Here is a 22,427-nt window from a genome sequence, read left to right on the forward strand (position 1 = left end):
GTGGCCGCCGACCCGGCGTCCGACCAGCTCCCATCCCTGCCCGGCCTGCGCGTCCTCGTCGCCGGGGCGGGCACCGCGGGGGTATCTGCGGCACTGTTCCTCGCCGCCCACGGGGCGCACGTCACCGTCTGCGACGGGCGCACCCACCACCGTCCGGTCCTCACCGACGCGGGCGTCGACGTCGTCTCAACCGATTCCGTGACCCGGGATTCGGTCGCGGCCTTCGACCTCGTCGTCGTCTCGCCCGGCTTCCGACCCGACTCCGCCGTCGTCACCGCGGCCCGCGCGGCCGGGTTGCCGGTGTGGGGTGAGGTCGAACTCGCGTGGCGCGTCGACCACAGCGGCCTGCTCGGTGCGCCGCGAACCTGGTTGGTGATCACCGGGACCAACGGGAAGACCACGACGACGTCGATGGTCGAGGCCATCGTCTCCGCGTCGCCGCGATCGGTCGCCGCGTGCGGCAACATCGGCCTGCCGGTGCTCGACGCGCTCACCCTCGATCCGCGTGTCGAGGTGCTCGCCGTCGAACTGTCCTCGTTCCAACTGCACTGGGCGCCGTCGGTGATCCCCGACGCGGGCGTCGTCCTCAACATCGCCGAGGACCATCTCGACTGGCATGGCTCGATGGCCGCCTACGTCACGGCGAAGTCCGGGGCGTTGCGTGGACCGATCGCGATCATCGGGGCCGACGACCCGGTGGCCGGTGTGTTGTCGGCGACCACCCCCGGTGCGCGGACGGTCGGCGTGCGACTCGGTGCACCGGCCGTCGGCGAGGTGGGTGTGGTCTCCGGCGACTTGGTCGACCGAGCCTTCGGTCCCGACCCGGAGGGCGCAGGGATCCCGGTGGGCACGACCGGGTCGATCCGACCCGCGGGACCGTCGGGGCTGACCGACGCCCTCGCCGCGGCGGCGCTGTGCCGCGCGGTGGGCATCGCGGCCGCCGACGTCGACCGCGGGCTCGCCGGATTCCGGCCCGGACGCCATCGCGGTGAGGTGGTGGCCGCGCTCGAGGGCATCGAGTTCGTCGACGACTCCAAGGCGACCAACCCGCACGCCGCCGCCGCATCGATCCGGGCGCACCGCCGGGTGGTGCTCATCGCGGGTGGACTGCTCAAGGGGGCGGCGGTCGACGATCTCGTCGTCGAGAGTGCTGACCGGCTGGCCGCGGTCGTGTTGCTCGGAACCGACCGGGACCTGCTCGCCGCCGCGATTGCGCGACACGCCCCTTCAATCCCAACAGTCACACTGTTAACAGGAGACGATGACCGGGTGATAGCCACGCCGGTTCTGCCCGAAGCCGTCGCCGACAGTGCGCACAGCCCGTCCACCAGCACCGATACGCTGCGTGCGATCACCGCGTCCGCGGCCGATCCCGCGCTGGGGACCGCGGACGGCGTGATGAACGCGGCCGTGGCGATCGCGTGGCATCTGGCCACCGCCGACTCCGACCGGCCCGACGCGATCCTGCTCGCCCCCGCCGCCGCATCGCTCGACATGTTCAGCGGGTACGGCGTGCGCGGTGACGCGTTCGCCCACGGCGCGCTGGCCCTCGGTGCGATCGCGACCCTCGACGACCCGACGACGGCGCCGTGAGCCTGACCGCGGACGCTCCCGAGGCCACCGCCGGGACCACGAAGCCCACCCCCCGTCGCGCCGGATCCTGGTGGGACGGACCACGCGGGATCATCGACGCCGTGCTGCGCCGACCCCTCGCGTCGTTCCACCTGATCATCACGCTCACGGTGTTGCTGACGGTCTTCGGGCTGATCATGGTGCTCTCCGCCTCGTCGGTGGAGGGCTACTCCAAGAACGGGTCGGCCTACGGGCTGTTCACCACCCAGGTGGTCTTCGCCGTGCTGGGCACGATCCTGTTCTACGTCGCACTGCGGATGCCGGTGCGCTACATGCGCAAACTGGCCGCACCGGCGATCATCATCACCACCCTGATGCTGGTCGCGGTCCTCATCCCCGGCGTCGGCACGCTCAGCGGCGGCGCGCGCCGCTGGTTCGTCGTCGCCGGGTTGTCGGTGCAGCCGTCCGAGCTCGTGAAGCTCGCGCTGTGCGTGTGGGGGGCGCACCTGTTGTCCTCACGCATCCGTGACCGGGCCTCGCTGCGCGAGCTGTTGGTCCCGCTCATCCCGGTCGCGATCCTGGTGTGCGCGTTGATCATGCTCGAACCCAACCTGAGCACGACGATCACCATCGCCATCATCGTCGGCACCCTGCTCTGGTTCGCAGGCCTGAGCCTCAAGGTGTTCGGGGTCTTCGTGATCTCCGGTATCAGCCTGGCCGTACTGCTCGCGATGGTCGAGGGATACCGCTCCGAGCGGGTGCAGAGCTTCCTGGGCAACATCAACGACCCCCAGGGCGCGGGATACCAGGCGCGACAGGCACAGTTCGCACTCGCCAACGGCGGCACGTGGGGCGTCGGCCTCGGCCAGAGCCGGGCCAAATGGAACTACCTCCCCAACGCGCACAACGACTTCATCTTCGCGATCATCGGCGAGGAACTCGGACTCATCGGCGGACTGTTGGTCGTCGCACTGTTCGTCCTGTTGGCCTTCGTCGGCCTGCGCATCGCGCTGCGCGCCGTCGACCCGTTCCTGCGCCTCATGACCGCGACCATCACGATCCTCATCAGCGCCCAGGCCCTGATCAACATCGGATACGTGATCGGGCTCCTGCCGGTCACCGGTATCCAGCTGCCGCTGCTCTCGGCCGGCGGTACGTCGACGTTCACCGTCCTGGTGATGTTGGGACTGCTGGCGAACGCGGCCCGACACGAACCCGAGGCGGTCGCCGCGTTGGCCGCCGGCGACGACGGACGGCTCGGCCGCTTCCTGCGCCTGCCGCAGCCGGAGACCTACGCGCCCACCCGGGTTCAGGCCTGGCGTGCTCGCCGCGACGTCGGGGACGGACGGTCCGCACCGCGCAAGCGGCCGGTCGCCGACTCGTCGCGGGCACCGCGGGGCAACCCGGCCTCGTACTTCGGCTTCGGCGGTCACCCCGAGCCGGTACGGCAACCGCAGCAGCGATCGGGGCGGGTCCGCGAGCGCACGGGCCCACCGCATCCGCGGGCCCGGTACCGCACCACACCACCGGATTTCGCCACCGGCGAATACGACCCTCGACATGACTGGCGTAGCGACGCCCGTCGCGAGACGCACCGTGCCGAGCCGCGTCGCGGTGCGCCGTCGAGGTCGCGCCGATGACCCGCCGACGCAGCGCTGACGACCCGGTGTCGGTGGTCGTCGCCGGTGGGGGCACCGCGGGGCACATCGAGCCGGCGCTCGCGGTCGCCGACGCCGTGCGCATCCTCGACCCGACCGCGCGCATCACGGCGCTGGGCACCGAACGCGGTCTCGAGCGCACCCTGGTGCCCGAGCGCGGCTACACCCTCGAACTCATCCCGCCGGTCCCGTTGCCGCGCAAGGTCAACCGGGATCTCTTCTCGGTACCCCTGCGGTTGCGCCGGTCGGTGCGTGCGACGCGGGGGATCCTCGCCGCCGTCCGGGCCGACGTGGTCATCGGTTTCGGTGGGTACGTGGCGTTGCCCGCCTACCTCGCCGCACGCGGACGGATGAAGGGCGGGTCGCGGGTGCCGGTCGTCATCCACGAGGCCAACGCCAGCGCAGGCATCGCCAACAAGGTCGGTGCACGGTTCGCCCAGCGGATACTGGCCGCGGTCGACGGCTCCGGTCTCGATGCGGAGGTGGTCGGGATCCCGGTCCGCGGGTCGCTGACCGGACTCGATCGCGCCGCCACCCGCGCGCAGGCGCGGCACTACTTCGGACTCGACCCCGATGCCCCGACGCTCCTGGTGTTCGGTGGGTCCCAGGGTGCGCGGACGATCAACGAGGCCGTCGCGAACGCGGCGGGTGCGCTCGGGGCGGCCGGGGTCGGTGTGCTCCACGCCCACGGACCCAAGAACGCGATCGCCCCGGTGTCGCCGCCGGGAGCACCCCCGTACGTCTCGGTCGGGTATCTCAAACGCATGGACCTCGCCTACGCCGCAGCCGATCTCGTGGTCTGCCGGTCCGGGGCGATGACAGTCGCGGAGATCTCCGCGACCGGTCTGCCCGCGGTGTACGTCCCGCTGCCGCACGGCAACGGCGAACAGCGCCTCAACGCCCTCCCGGTGGTCACCGCGGGCGGCGGGATCCTTCTCGACGACGCCGACCTCACCTCGGACTGGGTCGCCGCAACGGTGCCCGACCTGCTCGCCGACACCGCCCGCCTGGCCGAGATGTCGCGCGGGGCACGGCAGGTCGGACACGCGGACGCCGCCGCAGCGGTCGCGTCCGCGGGCCTCGAGCTCGCGCGCGCGTTCCGAGACGAACGGTGACGCCGGTGTCCCAGCCGCACGACGACCCGACCGCATCCGCGACCCCACCACTGCCCGAGGAACTCACGCGGGTGCACATGGTGGGAATCGGCGGGGCCGGCATGTCGGGGCTGGCCCGCATCCTGCTCAGCCGGGGCGCCCAGGTCTCCGGGTCGGACGCCAAGGAGAGTCGCGGCGTGCTCGCGCTGCGGACTCGCGGTGCCCAGGTCCAGATCGGGCACTCGCCGGCCGCGTTGGACCTGCTGCCCGGGGGGCCGACCGTCGTCGTCACCACCCACGCCGCGATCCCGAAGACCAATCCCGAACTGGTGGAGGCGAACCGACGCGGGATCCCGGTGATCCTGCGGCCCGCTGTTCTCGCCACCCTGATGGATGACTACCGCACGGTCCTGATCGCGGGCACCCACGGCAAGACCTCGACGACGTCGATGGTCGTGGTGGCCCTGCAGCACTGCGGGCTCGACCCGTCCTTCGCCGTCGGCGGCGAACTCAACGAGTCCGGGACCAACGCCCATCACGGCAGCGGCGGGATCTTCGTCGCCGAGGCCGACGAGAGCGACGGCTCCCTGTTGCAATACCGTCCCGACGTCGTGGTCGTGACCAACGTCGAGTCCGACCACCTCGACCACTTCGGCACGGTGGAGGCCTACGTCGCGGTGTTCGACGAGTTCCTCGACCGCCTCGACGCCGGCGGCACGCTGGTCATCTGCCTCGACGACGAGGGTGCGGTGGCGCTGGCGCAGCGATCGGCGCCGCGGCTGATCGAGCGCGGGGTCGCGGTGCTCGGCTACGGGTTCGGTCGCCTCGCCGACCGCGTCCCGATGGTCGAGCACTGCGCGGTGTTGCTCGACTGGCAGGTCCACGGTGTCGGCGGCCGCGCCCGGATCGCCCTGCGGGCCCCGCTCGGGCCACCGGCCGCCGATTCGCCCGTAGTCGAACGCGATGTCGCACTGGCCGTCCCGGGAGTGCACATGGCTCTCAACGCGCTCGGTGCGATCGCGGCCGGGGTGGCCGCGGGTGGTCCGGTCGACGACGTGGTCCACGGCGTCGAGTCGTTCACCGGGGTACATCGTCGGTTCGAGCTGCGCGGCCGTGTCGACGACATCGCCGTCTACGACGATTACGCGCATCACCCGACCGAGGTGACCGTCGTGCTGACCGCGGCCCGCGAACTGGTGGCGAACACGACCGGGGGACGGGTCATCGCGGTGTTCCAGCCCCACCTCTACTCACGTACGGCCGCCTTCGCGACCGAGTTCGCGCACGCCCTCGACCTCGCCGACGAGGTGGTCGTCCTCGACGTCTACGGGGCGCGTGAGGAGCCGTTGGACGGCGTCAGCGGACGGACCATCGCCGAGCAGGTGAGCGTCCCGGTCGTCTTCACACCCGATCTGTCGCAGGTGGCCGAGACGGTGGCCGGACTGGCCCGACCCGGCGACGTCGTCCTCACGCTCGGCGCCGGCGACATCACGATGCAGGGACCGGAGATCGTCGACGCGCTGGCCCGCCGAGGAGACTGACATGCCCGACAATCAGACGATGCCCCGAATGCGCGGACGATCCGATCGCGATCGCGACGACCGTGACCTCCGGCGCGACCACGACGCCGAGTTCGACGACCGGTACCCCGACGACGACCAGGACGACCGTGATCTCGACCAGCATCACGACGGTCCGGACCCGGCCGGTCGATCGCGTCGCGCCGGACGACGTCCCGTACGCGGCACCCGGATGCTCATCGGCACCGTCCTGGCGGTGATCCTGCTGATCGCGGCCGGACTCATCGCCTACTTCACCCCGCTGATGTCGGTGCGTTCGGTCGAGGTGTCGGGGACGTCGGTGGTCAGCCGTGACGACATCGTCGCGGCCGCTCGGATCGCGACGGGGACACCCCTGTTGCAGGTCGACACCCGCCCCGCCGCCCAGCGCATCGCCGCCATCCCGCGGATCAAGACCGTGCGCGTGGCCCGCGGTTATCCCTCGACCATCGAGATCACCGTCGTCGAACGCACCGCCGTGGCGTTCGAGGACCGGTCGGGGACCGCGCACCTCTACGACGTCGACGGGGTCGATTTCGCCCAGCAGGCCAAGGCCCCCGCGCTGCCGCGTCTCACCTCGGGCGCCGGGTCGTCCGACGCCGCCCGACGCTCGGCCCTCGAGGTCGTCGCCGGCCTCCCGGACTTCCTGTCCCGGCAGGTCGTCTCGGTCGCCGCATCTTCGCCCTCCGACGTCCGACTCACGCTGCGCGACCGCAAGACCGTCGTGTGGGGAGACGCCGACAGGGGAGCGGACAAGGCGCGCACCCTGCGCTTCGTGCTGCCGCGCGCCGACAGCGAGGTCAACGTCAGCGCGCCGGAGTACCCGACCTTCCGCTGATCTCGCGGGCGAGAACCGCGCCGCGACCGGCTCGACGGGGTCGATCTGCGCGACACGCCGTCAGCCTGCGCGATGTCGACGGGTTTCCTGCCTAGCGTTTCCCCCAACAGTCATCTACTTGACATAACTCTAAGCCTATGGTTTAGGTTGAGGGTTTTGTCCGGCGGCTGTGCACTCCCATCCGAGCCCCGAGGCATCCGATCGACAAGAAGGCGAGTCTCACATGACGCCACCGCACAACTACCTGGCCGTCATCAAGGTCGTCGGAATCGGCGGCGGTGGCGTGAACGCCGTCAACCGCATGATCGAGCAAGGACTCAAGGGCGTCGAGTTCATCGCCATCAACACCGACGCTCAGGCGCTGTTGATGAGCGACGCCGACGTCAAGCTCGACGTCGGTCGCGACTCGACGCGCGGACTGGGCGCCGGCGCCGACCCCGAGGTGGGCCGACGTGCCGCCGATGACGCCAAGGACGAGATCGAAGAACTCCTCAAGGGCGCCGACATGGTGTTCGTGACCGCGGGGGAGGGTGGCGGTACGGGTACCGGCGGCGCTCCGGTCGTGGCCAGCATCGCCCGCAAGATGGGTGCGCTCACCGTCGGTGTCGTCACCCGTCCCTTCTCCTTCGAGGGCAAGCGTCGCGGCGGGCAGGCCGACGCGGGCATCGCATCGCTGCGTGAGTCCTGCGACACCCTCATCGTCATCCCCAACGACCGTCTGTTGCAGCTCGGTGATGCCGCGGTGTCGCTCATGGACGCGTTCCGCAGTGCCGACGAGGTGCTCCTCAACGGCGTGCAGGGCATCACCGACCTCATCACCACGCCCGGTCTGATCAACGTCGACTTCGCCGACGTCAAGGGCGTCATGAAGGACGCGGGCAGCGCCCTGATGGGTATCGGTTCCGCACGCGGCGACGACCGCGCGAAGAAGGCCGCCGAGGCGGCCATCAACTCTCCGCTGCTCGAGGCGTCGATGGACGGCGCGCGGGGCGTGCTGATGTCGATCGCCGGTGGTAGCGATCTCGGTCTGTTCGAGATCCACAACGCCGCGACGCTGGTCCAGGAGGCCGCGCACGAGGACGCCAACATCATCTTCGGCACCGTCATCGACGACAACCTCGGCGACGAGGTGCGGGTCACGGTCATCGCGGCCGGATTCGACGCCGGATCGCAGAAGCCACGGCCCACCGTCGCCACCGGCAACAGTGCGGTCGAGTCGGCCTCGGCCGGCACCGTCAACTCGGGCTCCTCGGTGTTCGGCGAGCGCGGTACCGCGCCCGGCGACCCCTTCGCCGATGCACCCGCGCCGCGTCGCAACGCGGTCACGCTGGACGACGACGATGTCGACGTCCCGCCGTTCATGAAGCGCTGAGGTGTCGGTTCGACCCGGTGACGGTGACGGTCCCGCGATGCGGGTCCGCCGCGTCACCACCACCCGCAAGGGTGGTGCCTCGCAGTCCCCGTACGACGAGTTCAACCTCGGCGATCACGTCGGTGACGACCCGGATGCGGTCCGCGCGAACCGGACCCGCCTCGCCGAGAAGATCGGTGTCGGTCCGGACCGCATGGTGTGGATGGAACAGATCCACAGCCGCAACGTCGTCATCGTCGACGGTCCCCGGGACGAACCCGTGCCCGCCACCGACGCGTTGGTCACCACGGTCGGGGATCTCGCGCTCGTGGTCGTGACCGCCGACTGCGTCCCGGTACTGCTCAGCGACGACACCGCCGGCGTCATCGGTGCGGCCCACGCCGGCCGCATCGGGGCCCGGATCGGGATCATCCCGCGGCTGCTCGAGGCCATGATCTCCTGCGGCGCCCGCCCCGAACGCATCGGCGGGTTCCTCGGACCGGCCGCGAGCGGGGAGAAGTACGAGGTGCCCGCCGACATGCAGGCAGACGTCGAGGCACACCTGCCGGGAAGCGCCAGTCGCACCGATCGCGGAACGCCCGGTCTCGACCTGCGCGCGGGAATCCGGCGTCAACTGCTGGCCGCAGGGGTCCCCGCGGTCGCCCAGGACCCACGGTGCACCATCACCGACCCCACCCTGTTCAGTCATCGCCGCGGCGCCCCCACCGGTCGTCTCGCGTCGGTGATCTGGATGGACACCAGCGGTCGCGCATGACACGCCCGGAGCCCACACGCGTCGAGGAGCTCGCGTCCGGACTGCGGTCCGCCCAGGAGCGGCTGCGGGCCGCGTGCGTCGCGGCCGACCGACCGGCCGACGACGTCGATCTGCTCGTGGTCACCAAGTTCTTCCCGGCCTCGGATGTGCTGGCGCTGGTCGATCTCGGGTGCCGCTCGTTCGGTGAATCGCGCGAACCCGAGGCCGGTCGGAAGGCCAGCGAGGTCCGCTCCGAGGTGACCGACCCCCTGGCCTTCCACATGATCGGTCAGATCCAGACCAAGAAGGCCAAGACCGTCGGCCGGTGGGCGGATCGCGTGCACTCGATGGACACCGTCCGCCTCGCCGACGCACTCGACGACGCCGCGACGAAGGCTCTCGACTCCGGAGAGCGATCGACACCCTTGGATGTGCTGGTGCAGATCAATCTCGACGGTGCGCCCGACCGCGGTGGCGTCGGCGTCGACGACCTCGAGGCGATGGCGGCGCACGTGGACGACCTGTCGGCACTGCGCCTGCGCGGTCTGATGGTGATCGCGCCGCAGGAGGGCACGGCCGAGCAGTGGATGGCTAGGGCGGCGGAGATCCGGGCGTCGTTTCTCGTCGGTCATCCCGACGCCGTCGACTTCTCCGCGGGCATGTCGGGTGACCTCGAAGAAGCCGTGACACACGGATCGACATGCGTGCGTGTCGGTACCGCGATCATGGGTTCTCGGCCGATAGTGTCGCCCTAGATCACATGAGTCACATACGAACCAGCAACACCAGCACTCCCAAGAACACCAGTCACAACCCGTCCCCAGGGCGCGCCGAGGGTGAGGAACTCCAACGATGAGCTCTATGCAGAAGTTCAAGGCATATTTCGGCATGGTCCCGCCCGGTGACTATGAAGACGACTACCTCGACGAGCCGGGTCACCCCCGCCGCGACAGCTACGAGCGCGACTACCGCGACGAGTACTACGGCCGGTCCTCCTACCGGACCGACCGCGGATTCGAGGCCGACGGCTACGACGACGAGGTCGAGTTCGATCGTGTCCCCGAGTACGCCTACGCCGGTCCGACCCGTACGTCGGTCGCCGACCGTGTGATGGCCGAGCGCTCGGCCCCCATGGAGCGTCTGGGCCGCCCCAGCCGGCTCGAGCCCCTCGGCGGCGGCGGCATGTCGGCTCGCGCCGGCGGTGTCCCGCGTGGCGCCGGTCGGCCCACCACCCGCGGAGCGCTCGCCATGGACAGCCACGAGTCGCTGGATCGTGTGTTCGAAGAGGGCAACCCGTTGGCCAAGATCACCACGCTGCGACCGCGCGACTACAGCGAGGCGCGCACCATCGGCGAGCGCTTCCGCGACGGCAGCCCGGTCATCATGGACCTGGTCGAGATGAGCAACGAGGACGCCAAGCGTCTCGTCGACTTCGCCGCCGGTCTCGCGTTCGCGCTACGTGGTGCATTCGACAAGGTGGCCACCAAGGTGTTCCTGCTCTCGCCCGCGGACATCGACGTCTCCGCCGAGGATCGTCGCAAGATCGCCGAGACCGGCTTCTACAATCACAACTGAACTCGCCGGTCGCAACGTCTGGACCAGCAGTTTTCTCATACCGTGACCGAATCAGGCAGAGTTGACGCGTGACGATAGCGCGAGAGGTCATCTACTACCTCCTGTTCATCTACTGGCTGCTGCTGTTGGGTCGCCTGGTGATCGAACTGGTGCGGACATTTGCGAGGGAATGGCGCCCCACCGGCTTCTCGGTGGTGGTCATCGAAGCGGTGTTCACCACCACTGATCCACCGATCAAGGCGCTGCGGCGACTGTTGCCGCCGATCCCGCTCGGCCCGGTACGGCTGGACTTGTCGCTGATGATCACGATGGTCGTGGTCCTGATCGCGATGTCGCTCGTCGCACCCTGAGCCCGCAGACCACCCGTGATGACGCCACAGCGGGGCCGTCCGGATATTGTGACGATGGCTCTCGTGCGTGACGCCACTCGTCGACGTGAAGACCCGGGCGGATTTCGCTCAATGCCTCGACGAAGTGCAACGAACGGTTCTAATGTGACAGGATGGGACGCCAGTTACACTGTGAATCCCGTGGGCGACTCGGATCGTGTCGTTCCAGGTGATTCCGGGCGACTCGCACCGTGACGTAGACATACAACAAGTTTGACTATCTTTAAGGGGACCGACAATGCGGCTCACACCAGCTGATGTGCACAACGTCGCGTTCAGCAAACCGCCGATCGGTAAGCGCGGCTACAACGAGGACGAGGTCGATCAGTTCCTCGACTTCGTCGAGGCCGAACTCGCACGTCTTCTCGAAGAGAACACCGACCTGAAGCAGCGTGTCGAGGAGCTCGAAGGTGACCTGGCCACGGCCAAGTCCAGTGCTCCCGCATCGCCCGCGCGGTCTGAGGACAACGCTTCGGCCACACAGGCTTTCAGCACCCCGGCGCCGGCCTACTCGGAGGCCCCGCCCGCCGCCGCCCCGGCTGCGTCGACGAACGACGATCACCACGTCCGGGCCGCCAAGGTGTTGAGCCTGGCCCAGGACACCGCCGACCGCCTCACCGGCAATGCGCGCACTGAGTCCGAGGGTGTGCTCGCCGACGCCCGGAGCCGTGCCGACGCCATGATCGGCGACGCCCGCGGCAAGTCCGAGGCCATGCTGGCCGACGCCCGGCAGCGTTCCGAGGCGATCCTCGCCGATTCACAGACTCGCGCCGAGGCCACCACGCGTGGCGCCCAGGAGAAGGCCGACGCCCTCCAGGCCGACGCCGAGCGCAAGCACACCGAGATCATGGGGACGATCAACCAGCAGCGGTCGGTCCTCGAGGGCCGTATCGAGCAGCTCAAGACGTTCGAGCGCGAATACCGGACCCGTCTCAAGACCTACCTGGAGTCGCAGCTCGAGGAGTTGCAGCAGCGGGGTAGCGCGGCACCGGTCGACAACGCCCGCTCCGGTGGGGACGCGTTCTCGTCCGATCCCGGCAACGGTGGCTTCACCAACTCGGGTGGATTCGCCAAGCCCTCGAACTGACTCGGCTCCGGCCGGTCGCCGCCTCGTAGACGTCCAGGGGTCCATGTCGTGCTCGTGATGGCCCTCGCGGCCACCCTCGTCGGGTTCGGTCTGCTCGTGGTTGCCCTCATCACCGGCACCCTGTGGCTCGCGGTGGCCTGCATCGCGGTCTGCATCGTCGGCGGCGTCTTCCTGCTGGCCGACCTGCTGGGTGTCGGACACGTTCTGACCATCCGTCGCTCCCGCCACGCGGGGGCGACGGATTCGTCGGTTGTGGACCCCGCAGTCGGAGACGCCGACCGGTCGGAGGCAGGCGAGTCGACCCGCCCCGACGATCCCTCGGACAACGAGATCACCACCGAGTTCCCGCGCACCCTCCCCGCGGAGCCGACGGTGACCCTCGACGACCCGGGCTCGGCGTGGCATGCCGACATCGCCGACTCGCCCGCATACGAGGCCTCGACCGGGCACCGTCACTCCGCGCCCGAAAATGCCGGCGACGACCCGGCCTCCGCCCGGACTCCGAGCCCGTCGCTACGGCACGGTCGGCACGAGTCGCCCGATGACGACGACGCGCGGCCCCGGACACCGAGGCACGGCGGCAGCTGAGGTCAGCCCGGCACAGTCCGTGGTGAAAGTCCGTTGCGTGCCTGCCCTACACTGATATCTGCGACGATCCGGCCATCACCGGGGAGCATCCGGAAGAACCGGCGCCTACCGCATCTCGCGGTCGGGCCGTACTAGACCCGGACGGTCGCGGCCCGACACAGCCGCACATCGAGAGGCGTCGGTCGCGTGACCGGCGCAAGCGGGGTGGTACCGCGGCGATCCGATCGTCGTCCCCGTGCCCACGGGTCGCAGCCGCGACCGAACCGGCACGAGGAGATGGCAGTGACGAACGAACCCGATACGAATCCGAGCACGGCGCGTGAGCGCGTCTACCCGATCGTGGACGTCACCGGCACCGGCGCGAGTGTCCCGTCGTTCCCCGATCTCGAGACCCGCGTCCTGGACTACTGGGCCGCCGACGACACGTTCGTCGCCTCGGTGCAGGCCCGGTCGGACGCCGAGGAGTTTGTCTTCTACGACGGCCCGCCCTTCGCCAACGGTCTCCCGCACTACGGACACCTGCTCACCGGCTACGTCAAGGACCTCGTCCCGCGGTTCCAGACCATGCGCGGCAAGAAGGTCGACCGCCGCTTCGGGTGGGACACCCACGGGCTGCCCGCCGAACTCGAGGCCGAGCGTCAGCTGGGCATCACCGACAAGTCCGAGATCGAGACCATGGGTGTCGAGAAGTTCAACGACTACTGCCGCGAGTCGGTGCTGCGCTACACCGGTGAATGGCGCGACTACGTGACGCGGCAGGCGCGCTGGGTCGATTTCGACAACGACTACAAGACCCTCGACATCGACTTCATGGAGTCGGTGATGTGGGCGTTCAAGACGCTGCACGAGAAGGGGCTGGTCTACCAGGGCTACCGCGTGCTGCCGTACAGCTGGTACGAGCAGACGCCGCTGAGCAACCAGGAGAGCAAGCTCGACGACGCCTACAAGATGCGTCAGGACCCGGCGGTGACGGTGTCGATGCCGCTGACCGGCGGCGTCCCCGACGACCTCGTCGGCGTCAACGCGCTGATCTGGACGACGACGCCGTGGAGCCTGCCGTCGAACCTGGCGATCGCGGTCAATCCCGACGTCGAGTACTCCCACGTCCGTGGTTCCGACGGGGAGCAGTACCTGCTGGCCGCCGCGCGGGTGGGCGTCTATGCCCGCGAGCTCGGCGAGAACCCGGAGGTGCTCGGCACCTACACCGGCCGTGACCTCGCCGACGCCGCCTACACGCCGCCGTTCGACTTCTTCGCCGGTCACCCGAACGCGCACCGGACGTTGCTCGGTGATTACGTCACCACCGACAGCGGCACCGGGATCGTCCATCTCGCACCGGCTTTCGGTGAGGAGGACATGGAGCTCGCCACCGCCAACGGGATCGAGGTGGTGCAACCCCTCGATCCGGGTGGCCGCTTCACCTCGCTGGTGCCGCCGTACGAGGGCCTGATGGTCTTCGACGCCAACCCCGTGATCATCAAGGACCTCAAGGCGACCGGACTGATCCTGCGCCACGAGACCATCGAACACTCCTACCCGCACTCGTGGCGGTCGGGAAAACCATTGATCTACATGGCGGTTCCGTCGTGGTTCGTCGCGGTCAACGATTTCAAGCCGCGGATGCTGGAGTTGAACCAGGAGATCACCTGGTCGCCCGCACACCTGCGCGACGGACAGTTCGGCAAGTGGCTCGAGGGCGCCAAGGACTGGAACATCAGCCGTAACCGCTACTGGGGCGCGCCGATCCCGGTGTGGGTGTCCGACGACGAGGCCCACCCCCGTATGGACGTGTACGGCTCGCTCGACGACCTCGAGCGCGACTTCGGCGTGCGGCCGACGAACCTGCATCGGCCCTACATCGACGAACTCACCCGTCCGAACCCCGACGACCCGACGGGCCGCTCCACCATGCGTCGGGTACCCGAGGTGCTCGACTGCTGGTTCGAGTCGGGGTCGATGCCGTACGCCCAGGTGCACTACCCGTTCGAGAACCGCGACTGGTTCGACGGCAACGCGGACAAGGGCCTCGAGCCGCACAATCCCGGCGACTTCATCGTCGAGTACAACGGTCAGACCAAGGGCTGGTTCTACAACCTGCACGTTCTCGCGACCGCGCTGTTCGACCGGCCCGCGTTCCGCACGGTGGCCGCACACGGCATCGTGCTCGGCGACGACGGCCAGAAGATGTCGAAGTCCAAGCGCAACTACCCCGACGTGAACGAGGTCTTCGACCGCGACGGCTCGGACGCGATGCGCTGGTTCCTCATGGCGTCACCGATCCTGCGGGGCGGCAACCTCATCGTCACCGAGCGTGGCATCCGCGAGGGTGTCCGCCAGGCGATGCTGCCGCTGTGGAACGCCTACAGCTTCCTGGCGCTGTACGCCGATCGCCCCGCGGAATGGCGGACCGACTCGGAGAACGTGCTCGACCGGTACATCCTCGCCAAGCTCGCCGCAACGCGTGACTCGATGACCACTGCGTTGGAGACCTACGACGTCGCCGGCGCGTGCGACGACTTCCGGGAGTTCTGCGAGGCGTTGACGAACTGGTACGTCCGACGCTCGCGTCAGCGGTTCTGGGCCGGACAGGACTCCGACAGCGAGGCCTTCGACACGCTGTACACGGTGTTGGAGGTGGCGTGCCGCCTGGCGGCGCCGCTGCTGCCGCTGATGACCGAGGCGATGTGGCGTGGCCTCACGGGTGGTCGGTCGGTGCATCTGGCCGACTGGCCCACGCCCGACGAACTGCCCGCCGACACCGAGCTCGTCGCCGCGATGGACGAGGTGCAGGGTGTCTGCTCGACGGCCTCGAGCCTGCGCAAGGCCAACAACCTGCGGGTGCGACTCCCGTTGCCCGCGTTGACCGTCGCCGGGCCGTCGGCCGCGCGCCTGGCCGACTACACCGCGCTGATCGCCGACGAGATGAACGTCAAGACGGTCCATCTGGCCGACGACGCCGACGCGTTCGGTCGTGTCGAGGTCGTGGTCAACGCCCGCGTGGCGGGTCCGCGACTGGGCAAGGACGTGCAGCGGGTGATCAAGGCGATCAAGTCGGGGAACTGGTCGCTGGCCACGGTCAGCGACGCCGACGGCATTGTCTCGGAGAAGGTCGTGGCCGACGGGATCGAACTCACCGACGGTGAGTTCACCCGCAAACTGGTCGCCGTCGAACCGAGTTCGACCGCCGAGCTGCCCTCGGGTGGAGGACTGGTGGTGCTCGACACCGCCGTCACCGAAGACCTCGAGGCCGAGGGATGGGCCAAGGACCGGGTGCGCGAGATCCAGGAGGCCCGGCGTGCTCTGGGACTCGACGTCTCCGACCGGATCGTCGTGCGGCTCGGTGTGCCCGCGCAACGAGCGGAATGGGCGCAGCGTCATCGCGATCTCATCGCAGGGGAGGTGCTGGCGACGACGCTCGAGGTCGTCGGCCCCGACGCCGTCGATTCGCTAGTGACCGAACTCGGCGACGGCGTTGTCGCGTCGATCACGCGGTCAGGGCAGTAGCCGCGACAGCACGGTCGTGAGCTGGAGGTCGAAGAGGACCTCCGGCTGCGCGAACGTGTCCGCACCGTACTGACCGAACACCTCCAGGCTGATCGATCCCAGGATCACCGACCACAGGCAGGTGCCGATCGTCAGCGTGGCGTGATCGAGCTCGAGGCCGAATTCGCCGTTGACGGCGTCGAATTCGGTGGCGAGTCCACCGGGTGTCGGTGGCAATTCGTCGACGACGACGTCGCGTAGCTCCCTCAGCAGCGACGCCACGAAACGTGTACCCGGGCCGGTCGTCTGTTCGCCCGGGGCCGTGTAGCCGGGGACCGGGCTGCCGTAGATGAGCGCATATCGCGATGGCTCGGAGACCGCCCACGCCCGCAGCGCATGTGCCGCGGCCCGGATGCGCGCATGCACGCCGGCGTCGGCGGGTGTCGCGGCGAGGGCGGCGTCGACACGGTCGGCCGATTCGTCGTAGGCGTCGACGACCAACAGCGTCAGCAACTCGTCGCGGCTACGCACGTAGCGGTAGACCGCCGAGGACACCATCCCGAGGTCGCGGGCGATCGCGCGGAGCGACAGTGCCGCGGCGCCGTGCGCGGCGAGATGCTCACGACCCACCCGGATGATGTCGAGTTCGAGTTGGGCGCGTGCGCGAGCACGCGGTGTCGACGCTGTTTCGGCCCTCATGTGCCCATCATGACAGAAATGAGAGCACTGCTCTTGTTTTTCGGCCGGCGGCGTGCCATGCTCGTTTGCGAGAGCAGTGCTCTCGTTTATCCGACCAGAGGAGTCCGCCATGACCACCACCCATTACGCCGAGCCGACCGGGCGCATCCAGTTCGCCTTCAACGACATGGTCAGTTGGCTGTCCGACCACGGCATCGGCCTCGCCGGCGCGCGGACGCTGACCGTCGTCGGGCGGAAGTCCGGTGAGCCCAAGACCACGCCGGTCAATCCGCTCGTCATCGAGGGCCGGACCTATCTGATCTCGCCGCGTGGCAACACGCAGTGGTCGCGGAACCTGCGCGCGGCGGGTGTCTGCGACATCGGTCGGGGTCGCCGCGTCGACTCCTACAGCGCCGTCGAGGTCGCCGACGAGGCGAAGATCGCGCTGCTGCGCCCGTATCTGAAGCGTTGGGGCTGGGAGGTCGCGAGCTACCTCCCGGCCAAGGTCACCCACACGTCGTCCGATGCCGAGTTGGCCGCCGTGGCGCCCGCGGTGCCTGTGTTCGAACTGCACCGCAACTGATTGTCTCGAATCGCGTTCACGTCCAGAGCCACGGTGCTGACTGTGTGGAAACGCGCGCTCGAGTGTGCTTGCAGCGGTTGGTGAGATGGGTTGCGAACGACGCACACTCGACGCGTGGCTTCCGCACCGTCAGCGGCTTGAGGGCCGCGCCGCGAACGTCCAGAGCCGCCGACGGTGCGGAAGCCGGTCCATCGAGTGTGCGTCGTTGTCGGGGTCTGTCACGTGAGGTGGTGAGCACACTCGATGGCCGTTTCCGCACAGTCGGCCCGTGGTGCTGACTCTCTCGAAATGAGCCCATCGTGCTGACTGTGTGGAAACGCGCGCTCGAGTGTGCTTGCAGCGGTCCGTGAGATGGGTTGCGAACGACGCACACTCGACGCGTGGCTTCCGCACCTTCAGCGGCTTGAGGGCCGCGCCGCGAACGTCCAGAGCCGCCGACGGTGCGGAAGCCGGTCCATCGAGTGTGCGTCGTTGTCGGGGTCTGTCACGTGAGGTGGTGAGCACACTCGATGGCCGTTTCCACACAGTCGGCCCGTGGTGCTGACTCTCTCCAAATGCGCCCATCGTGCTGACTGTGTGGAAACGCGCGCTCGAGTGTGCTTGCAGCGGTTTGTGAGATGGGTTGCGAACGACGCACACTCGACGCGTGGCTTCCGCACCGTCAGCGGCTTGAGGGCCGCGCCGCGAACGTCCAGAGCCGCCGACGGTGCGGAAGCCGGTCCATCGAGTGTGCGTCGTTGTCGGGGTCTGTCACGTGAGGTGGTGAGCACACTCGATGGCCGTTTCCACACAGTCGGCCCCGTGGTGCTGACTCTCTCCAAATGCGCCCATCGTGCTGACTGTGTGGAAGCCGATGGCCGTTTCCATACAGTCGGCCGAAGTGGGACAAGTCTGCGTGGTCGATAGGCTCGAGCCTGTGAGCGGTACCGATGACGAACGGGGCACCCGGTGGGTCCTGCACGTCGACATGGACGCCTTCTTCGCGTCGGTTGAACAGCTCACGCGACCCACCTTGCGGGGCCGGCCGGTCCTGGTCGGCGGCGTCGGCGGCCGAGGCGTCGTGGCCGGGGCCAGCTACGAGGCACGTGAGTTCGGGGCCCACTCGGCGATGCCGATGCACCAGGCCCGTCGGATGGTCGGATCGGGAGCGGTGGTGGTCCCGCCGCGCGGATCGATCTACCGCGTGGTCAGCGTCCGCGTCTTCTCCATGATCCGGGAGGCGATCCCCGTGATCGAGATGTTGTCGTTCGACGAGGCGTTCGGCGAACCGGTCCACCTCGCCGGCGCGACCCGCACCGAGGTGGTCGAGTTCGCCGAGGAGATCCGCGCCCGCATCGCGACCCTGGGTCTCTCGGCGTCGATCGGGGCGGGCAGCGGCAAGCAGATCGCCAAGATCGCGTCGGGCATGGCGAAACCCGACGGTGTCACCGCGATCGCGCCGGGCGGCGAACGCGACTTCCTGCGACCGCTGTCGGTGCGCAAGCTGTGGGGGATCGGGCCGGTGGCCGGAGATCGGCTGCACCGCCTCGGGATCGAGACCATCGGCGAACTGGCGGACCTGTCGACGATGGAGGTGTCGTCGGTGCTGGGGTCGACCATCGGGCCCGCTCTGCACCGGCTCGCCAACGGCATCGACGACCGACTGGTGGCCGAGCGCTCGTCGGCCAAACAGATCAGTGCCGAGTCGACCTTCGCCGACGACGTGACCTCGATGGACCAGTTGCTGCTCGCGATCGACCGGGCCGCGGCGTCGGCACACCGCCGACTGCTCGACGACGGACGTGGCGCCCGTACCGTCGTGCTCAAACTCAAGCGGTCCGACATGTCGATACTCACCCGATCCACCACGACGACGACGGCGACCACCGACGTCGCCGCGCTGACCGCGGCGGCACGCCGACTCGCGCTGGACCCGGTCGACGTCGGCGCGATCCGCCTTGTCGGGGTGGGCTACTCGGGACTCACCAGCGACGAGCAGTTCCTGCTCTTCACCCCCGGCGAGGACTCCACCGAGGTCGCGACCACCGACACCTCGGAGTCCGGTCCGGCGGACGAGGCCGCGCCGGAGCCCGACGCCGAGACCTCGTCGGCCCAGGGTGTGCAGACCGCGTCGGGTCGGACCCGGGACGAAAACGGTCAGATCACCTGGGCCACCGGCACCGACGTCCGGCACCCCGAGTTCGGTCACGGGTGGGTGCAGGGGAGCGGGCACGGCGTGGTCAGTGTGCGGTTCGAGACCCGCGCCACCGGGCCGGGTCCGGCGCGGACCTTCCGCTCCGACACCCCCGACCTCGAACCCGCGGACCCCCTCGACAGCCTGGACTGGTCGACGGAGTCGCCGGTCAGCTGACCGAACTGCCTCCGGCCAGGAAGTCGGCGATGCGGGCACGGTCGAAGTCTCGGGTCAGCAACGCGCAGAGCACGATCCGGGCCTGCGGGGCACGAAGCCACGGCGAGAGGATCGCGCCCGCGGCGATGAGGTCGACCGCGCCACCCCCGCCGCCGTAGGTCGGGACCACCACGCCGAACGGCACGCGGGTGCTCAGGACGACCACCGCCCCGCGCGCGGTCGCGGCCTCGACCGCATCGGTGAGCGTCGGATGGGCGTTGCCCGAACCCAGGGCGGCGAGCACCACCCCGCGTGCACCGGCGTCGAGGAGGGCACCGACGACGGTGGCGTCGAAGTCCGGGTGCAGCGTCACGATGTCGACCCGTGCGGTCGGCCGCGCTGCGTCGACGCGTGCGAGCACGGGTCGTTCGGGAGTGTCGACGACGGAGTCGAAGGCGTCGGTCGCGGTGGTGCTCGTCTTGGCGACTCCGCGGGCCGGGAGCACCCGGCCGCCGAACGCGATGAGGACCCCGCGATCCCGGTTCGACCCGTCGGCCGCGCACGCCAGGGCCGCGGCGAGGTTCGTCGGTCCGTCTGCACGCGGCGAGTCCGCCGAATACTGAGCTCCCGCGAAGACCACGGGGCGTGGATCGGCGTGCACCAGATCGACGACGAGTGCCGTCTCCTCGAGGGTGTCGGTGCCGTGCGTGACCACGACACCGACGACGTTCGGATCGGTGAGTTCCTCGTCGATCGCGCGCAGCAGCAGACGGTGCTCGGCGTCGGTCATCGCCGCACTGTCGACCGCGCAGACCGTGCGGGTCGAGATCGTGACGTCGGTGAGGTGCGGCGGGACGAGGTCGGGGGTGAGCAGATCCGCGGCGTGCAGGACGGGTACCGCCCCGCCCGGCCTGCGCTGCGCGGCGATGGTCCCGCCGGTGCTCAACACGACGATCCGCGGTGGTCCGGGCATGGGAGGAAGACTGCTGTCCGGTCGCGTGGGGGTCAAATCCTCATGATTTCCTCACGGTCTTCGCAGAGCGCTCGGTCGCAATCGGCCAGGTCGGTTTGGCATAGTGGGCTGCGAACCACGGGGGTGAGGCGCGTTGACGACGCGTTCCCTCTGCGGTGTGACCACCGTTTGTCGAACCACCCCCGACACCGACGTCGGGCCCAGTCACCTGGGAGAACACGAGAAGAGGACAATCCTTGAAGCTGCAGAAGATCGCCACCGCCGGACTAGCGGTCGCCGCATTCCTGTCCATCGCCGCCTGCGGTGACGACAGTGGGAGCGACACCCCGACCCCCAGCACGTCCGCGGTCGCCAGCTCCTCGGCCACCAGCTCCGGCGGCGGGGTCAGTGACCCCTCGAAGCCGCCGACGGCCTCCACCCTCAACGGACTGCTCGAGACGGCACTCGACCCGAACGTGCCCAACACCGAGAAGACCGAGCTCGTGCAGGGCTCGTCGGCCGACCCGCAGCTGTTCGACAAGCTGGTCAAGGCGAAGGCCGACAACCCCGACATCACCTACCAGCTCGTGCCGCCGGTCGTCGCGACCGGTAGCGGCCAGGCCACGGTCAAGGTGAAGGTCAAGCTGCCCAACGTCCCCGAGCAGACCGTCGACGCCGCGATCGTCTACGACCAGGGCAAGTGGAAGCTGGCCAAGACCACCGTCTGCCCGCTGCTGACGGCGAACAACGTCCAGAGCGCCATGTGCGCCGCGTGATCTAGACGCACCGCTCCACCGGACAACGCTCTGCCCCCGACGCCCATGGTGTCGGGGGCAGAGTCGTGTCGGGGTCGTCCGTCATCGGGCATCGGGCGCGTGCCCACCCTCGTCCCTACCGGATGGTCTCCCAGCGGATGGCGGTGCTGGTCTGCTGCACCAGCGGGCGGGCGGGGTCGGCGCCGACCAGCGAACGACCCCCGCGCACGGTCAACTCGCCCGCGCTCGGCAGGCCGCGGGACAGGTCGATCGTCATCGATCCGGTTCCGCTCATCGAGAACGACGCGATCGTCAGCGTCTGGGTCGAGCCGGGGATGCGGAACACCGAGTCCACCGGCTCCTCCTCGACCTGCACGTCGACGGTGAGTGTGTCGCCGACTCGCTCGCGCAGCGTCGCGGTGATCGTCTGGGTGACGGTGGCGGCGCCGACGATGGTCCGCACCGCACGCCAACGCGCCCCGACGCCGATCGGTTCGCGGGGCAGGGTGACGCTGCGCTGCAACGCCTGGACCAGCGACTGCTCGACCGCCGATCGGGCCGCGTCGTCGGCGGCCTGCGCGGGCACGATGCGCAGGGAGATCGGTACCGAACCGCCGGCGACCGCGAGACCGGCCTTGGAGTCGCGCACGGCCGCGAGCGATCTGGACAGGTCCGGATCCGGCGAGGACGCCGCGCCGAGTTCGAGTTCGACGTCGGTGGGGTCGGTGCACAGGGTCCGCGCGGTCAGCGGGAGATCCACCGTCTGGGCGGTGTCGCTGCGGGGCTGCCCCTGACTCGTGCTGCTCGACGCCGACGTCGTCACCAGGCGGACGTTCTGCGCGCGCGCCAGGTCCGGTGACCCGGTCGCCACCGCGGTCGGCTGGGCGCCGGCGTCGATCAGCGTGACCGCGGCGGGCGGGATCGGGAGCAGGGACGCCCCCATCGCGTTGACCGTGGACTCGGTGCTGCAGCCGGCGAGCGGCGCGGCCGACGAGGACGTCCCGGCGTCGTCGCCGGCGGCGCCGGAACCGCAGCCGGCCACCACGGTGAGTGCTGTGCACAGGGCGACGAGACGGGCCGGGTGGCGACGGACGGCACGGACACGGACACGACGGACACGGACACGGAGGGTGGCGGCGGGGGACACACCGATCAGGCTAGCGGCGGCCGTCGTGGATGATG

The 22,427-nt window shown here is 69.4% G+C and carries 19 protein-coding genes; 16 read left to right on the top strand and 3 right to left on the bottom strand.

All coding sequences use genetic code 11. The annotated features are described in order from the left end of the window. The 13 genes from murD to ileS all read left to right on the top strand — a co-directional run bounded on the left by murD (window position 1) and on the right by ileS (window position 15,969). The gene (gene murD / locus IEV93_RS13265) at window positions 1–1,593 is read left to right on the top strand and encodes a UDP-N-acetylmuramoyl-L-alanine--D-glutamate ligase (protein ID WP_188490588.1); all 1,593 of its coding nucleotides are present in this window, start codon (window positions 1–3) and stop codon (window positions 1,591–1,593) included. Further along, the gene (ftsW, locus tag IEV93_RS13270; protein ID WP_188490144.1) at window positions 1,590–3,212 is read left to right on the top strand and encodes a putative lipid II flippase FtsW; all 1,623 of its coding nucleotides are present in this window, start codon (window positions 1,590–1,592) and stop codon (window positions 3,210–3,212) included. Before murD ends, ftsW begins: the two co-directional genes overlap by 4 nt. Then, complete coding sequence (gene murG, locus IEV93_RS13275) at window positions 3,209–4,345, top strand: undecaprenyldiphospho-muramoylpentapeptide beta-N-acetylglucosaminyltransferase (RefSeq protein WP_188490145.1); 1,137 nt, start codon at window positions 3,209–3,211, stop codon at window positions 4,343–4,345. The genes ftsW and murG overlap by 4 nt, the downstream gene beginning before the upstream one ends. A gap of 77 nt (window positions 4,346–4,422) precedes the next feature. Continuing rightward, window positions 4,423–5,865 (top strand): UDP-N-acetylmuramate--L-alanine ligase, encoded by a 1,443-nt coding sequence (gene murC / locus IEV93_RS13280; RefSeq protein ID WP_188490589.1) that lies wholly within the window; start codon window positions 4,423–4,425, stop codon window positions 5,863–5,865. A 1-nt stretch (window position 5,866) separates the two neighbouring features. Further along, the gene (locus IEV93_RS13285) at window positions 5,867–6,721 is read left to right on the top strand and encodes a cell division protein FtsQ/DivIB (RefSeq protein WP_188490146.1); all 855 of its coding nucleotides are present in this window, start codon (window positions 5,867–5,869) and stop codon (window positions 6,719–6,721) included. Between the two features lie 223 nt (window positions 6,722–6,944). Then, window positions 6,945–8,093 carry a cell division protein FtsZ gene (gene ftsZ, locus IEV93_RS13290; protein ID WP_188490147.1) on the top strand — a complete coding sequence of 383 codons (1,149 nt, stop codon included), beginning with the start codon at window positions 6,945–6,947 and terminating at the stop codon, window positions 8,091–8,093. A 37-nt stretch (window positions 8,094–8,130) separates the two neighbouring features. Beyond that, complete coding sequence (gene pgeF, locus IEV93_RS13295; RefSeq protein WP_188490590.1) at window positions 8,131–8,847, top strand: peptidoglycan editing factor PgeF; 717 nt, start codon at window positions 8,131–8,133, stop codon at window positions 8,845–8,847. Continuing rightward, entirely contained in the window at window positions 8,844–9,581 is a 738-nt protein-coding gene (locus IEV93_RS13300; protein WP_188490148.1) for a YggS family pyridoxal phosphate-dependent enzyme, read from the top strand. Before pgeF ends, IEV93_RS13300 begins: the two co-directional genes overlap by 4 nt. A gap of 97 nt (window positions 9,582–9,678) precedes the next feature. Next, window positions 9,679–10,401, top strand: coding sequence for a cell division protein SepF (locus IEV93_RS13305; protein WP_188490149.1), 723 nt, complete (start codon window positions 9,679–9,681; stop codon window positions 10,399–10,401). A gap of 68 nt (window positions 10,402–10,469) precedes the next feature. After that, window positions 10,470–10,751, top strand: a complete 282-nt coding sequence (locus tag IEV93_RS13310; RefSeq protein WP_188490150.1) for a YggT family protein — start codon at window positions 10,470–10,472, stop codon at window positions 10,749–10,751. A 277-nt stretch (window positions 10,752–11,028) separates the two neighbouring features. Continuing rightward, window positions 11,029–11,877 (top strand): DivIVA-like cell division protein Wag31, encoded by an 849-nt coding sequence (wag31, locus tag IEV93_RS13315; protein ID WP_188490151.1) that lies wholly within the window; start codon window positions 11,029–11,031, stop codon window positions 11,875–11,877. A 48-nt stretch (window positions 11,878–11,925) separates the two neighbouring features. Then, window positions 11,926–12,465: a phage holin family protein gene (locus tag IEV93_RS13320; protein WP_188490152.1), complete on the top strand. Its 540-nt coding sequence runs from the start codon at window positions 11,926–11,928 to the stop codon at window positions 12,463–12,465. A 276-nt stretch (window positions 12,466–12,741) separates the two neighbouring features. Then, entirely contained in the window at window positions 12,742–15,969 is a 3,228-nt protein-coding gene (gene ileS, locus IEV93_RS13325; protein WP_188490153.1) for an isoleucine--tRNA ligase, read from the top strand. Here ileS and IEV93_RS13330 read toward each other — a convergent pair. Further along, a complete protein-coding gene (locus tag IEV93_RS13330; protein WP_188490154.1) occupies window positions 15,958–16,647 on the bottom strand; it encodes a TetR/AcrR family transcriptional regulator in 690 nt (229 codons plus the stop codon). The two genes, ileS and IEV93_RS13330, sit on opposite strands and share 12 nt — an antisense overlap. A gap of 109 nt (window positions 16,648–16,756) precedes the next feature. On the opposite strand from IEV93_RS13330, the gene IEV93_RS13335 reads away from it, so the two are divergent. Together IEV93_RS13335 and IEV93_RS13340 are read left to right on the top strand one after the other, a co-directional pair. Continuing rightward, entirely contained in the window at window positions 16,757–17,209 is a 453-nt protein-coding gene (locus tag IEV93_RS13335) for a nitroreductase family deazaflavin-dependent oxidoreductase (protein ID WP_188490155.1), read from the top strand. A gap of 967 nt (window positions 17,210–18,176) precedes the next feature. After that, on the top strand, window positions 18,177–19,559 hold the full coding sequence (locus IEV93_RS13340) for a DNA polymerase IV (protein ID WP_229705177.1): 1,383 nt from the start codon (window positions 18,177–18,179) through the stop codon (window positions 19,557–19,559). On the opposite strand, the gene IEV93_RS13345 is transcribed toward IEV93_RS13340, so the two are convergent. After that, complete coding sequence (locus IEV93_RS13345) at window positions 19,552–20,511, bottom strand: asparaginase (RefSeq protein WP_188490157.1); 960 nt, start codon at window positions 20,509–20,511, stop codon at window positions 19,552–19,554. The two genes, IEV93_RS13340 and IEV93_RS13345, sit on opposite strands and share 8 nt — an antisense overlap. Window positions 20,512–20,747: 236 nt before the next feature. Between IEV93_RS13345 and IEV93_RS13350 the strand changes: the two genes are divergently transcribed. Next, window positions 20,748–21,266 (top strand): WKL family lipoprotein, encoded by a 519-nt coding sequence (locus tag IEV93_RS13350; RefSeq protein ID WP_188490158.1) that lies wholly within the window; start codon window positions 20,748–20,750, stop codon window positions 21,264–21,266. Between the two features lie 115 nt (window positions 21,267–21,381). On the opposite strand, the gene IEV93_RS13355 is transcribed toward IEV93_RS13350, so the two are convergent. Continuing rightward, window positions 21,382–22,392 (bottom strand): hypothetical protein, encoded by a 1,011-nt coding sequence (locus IEV93_RS13355; RefSeq protein ID WP_229705085.1) that lies wholly within the window; start codon window positions 22,390–22,392, stop codon window positions 21,382–21,384. Window positions 22,393–22,427: the final 35 nt, after the last annotated feature.

Origin of the sequence: Williamsia phyllosphaerae, assembly GCF_014635305.1 — a bacterium.
Classification (GTDB): domain Bacteria; phylum Actinomycetota; class Actinomycetes; order Mycobacteriales; family Mycobacteriaceae; genus Williamsia_A; species Williamsia_A phyllosphaerae.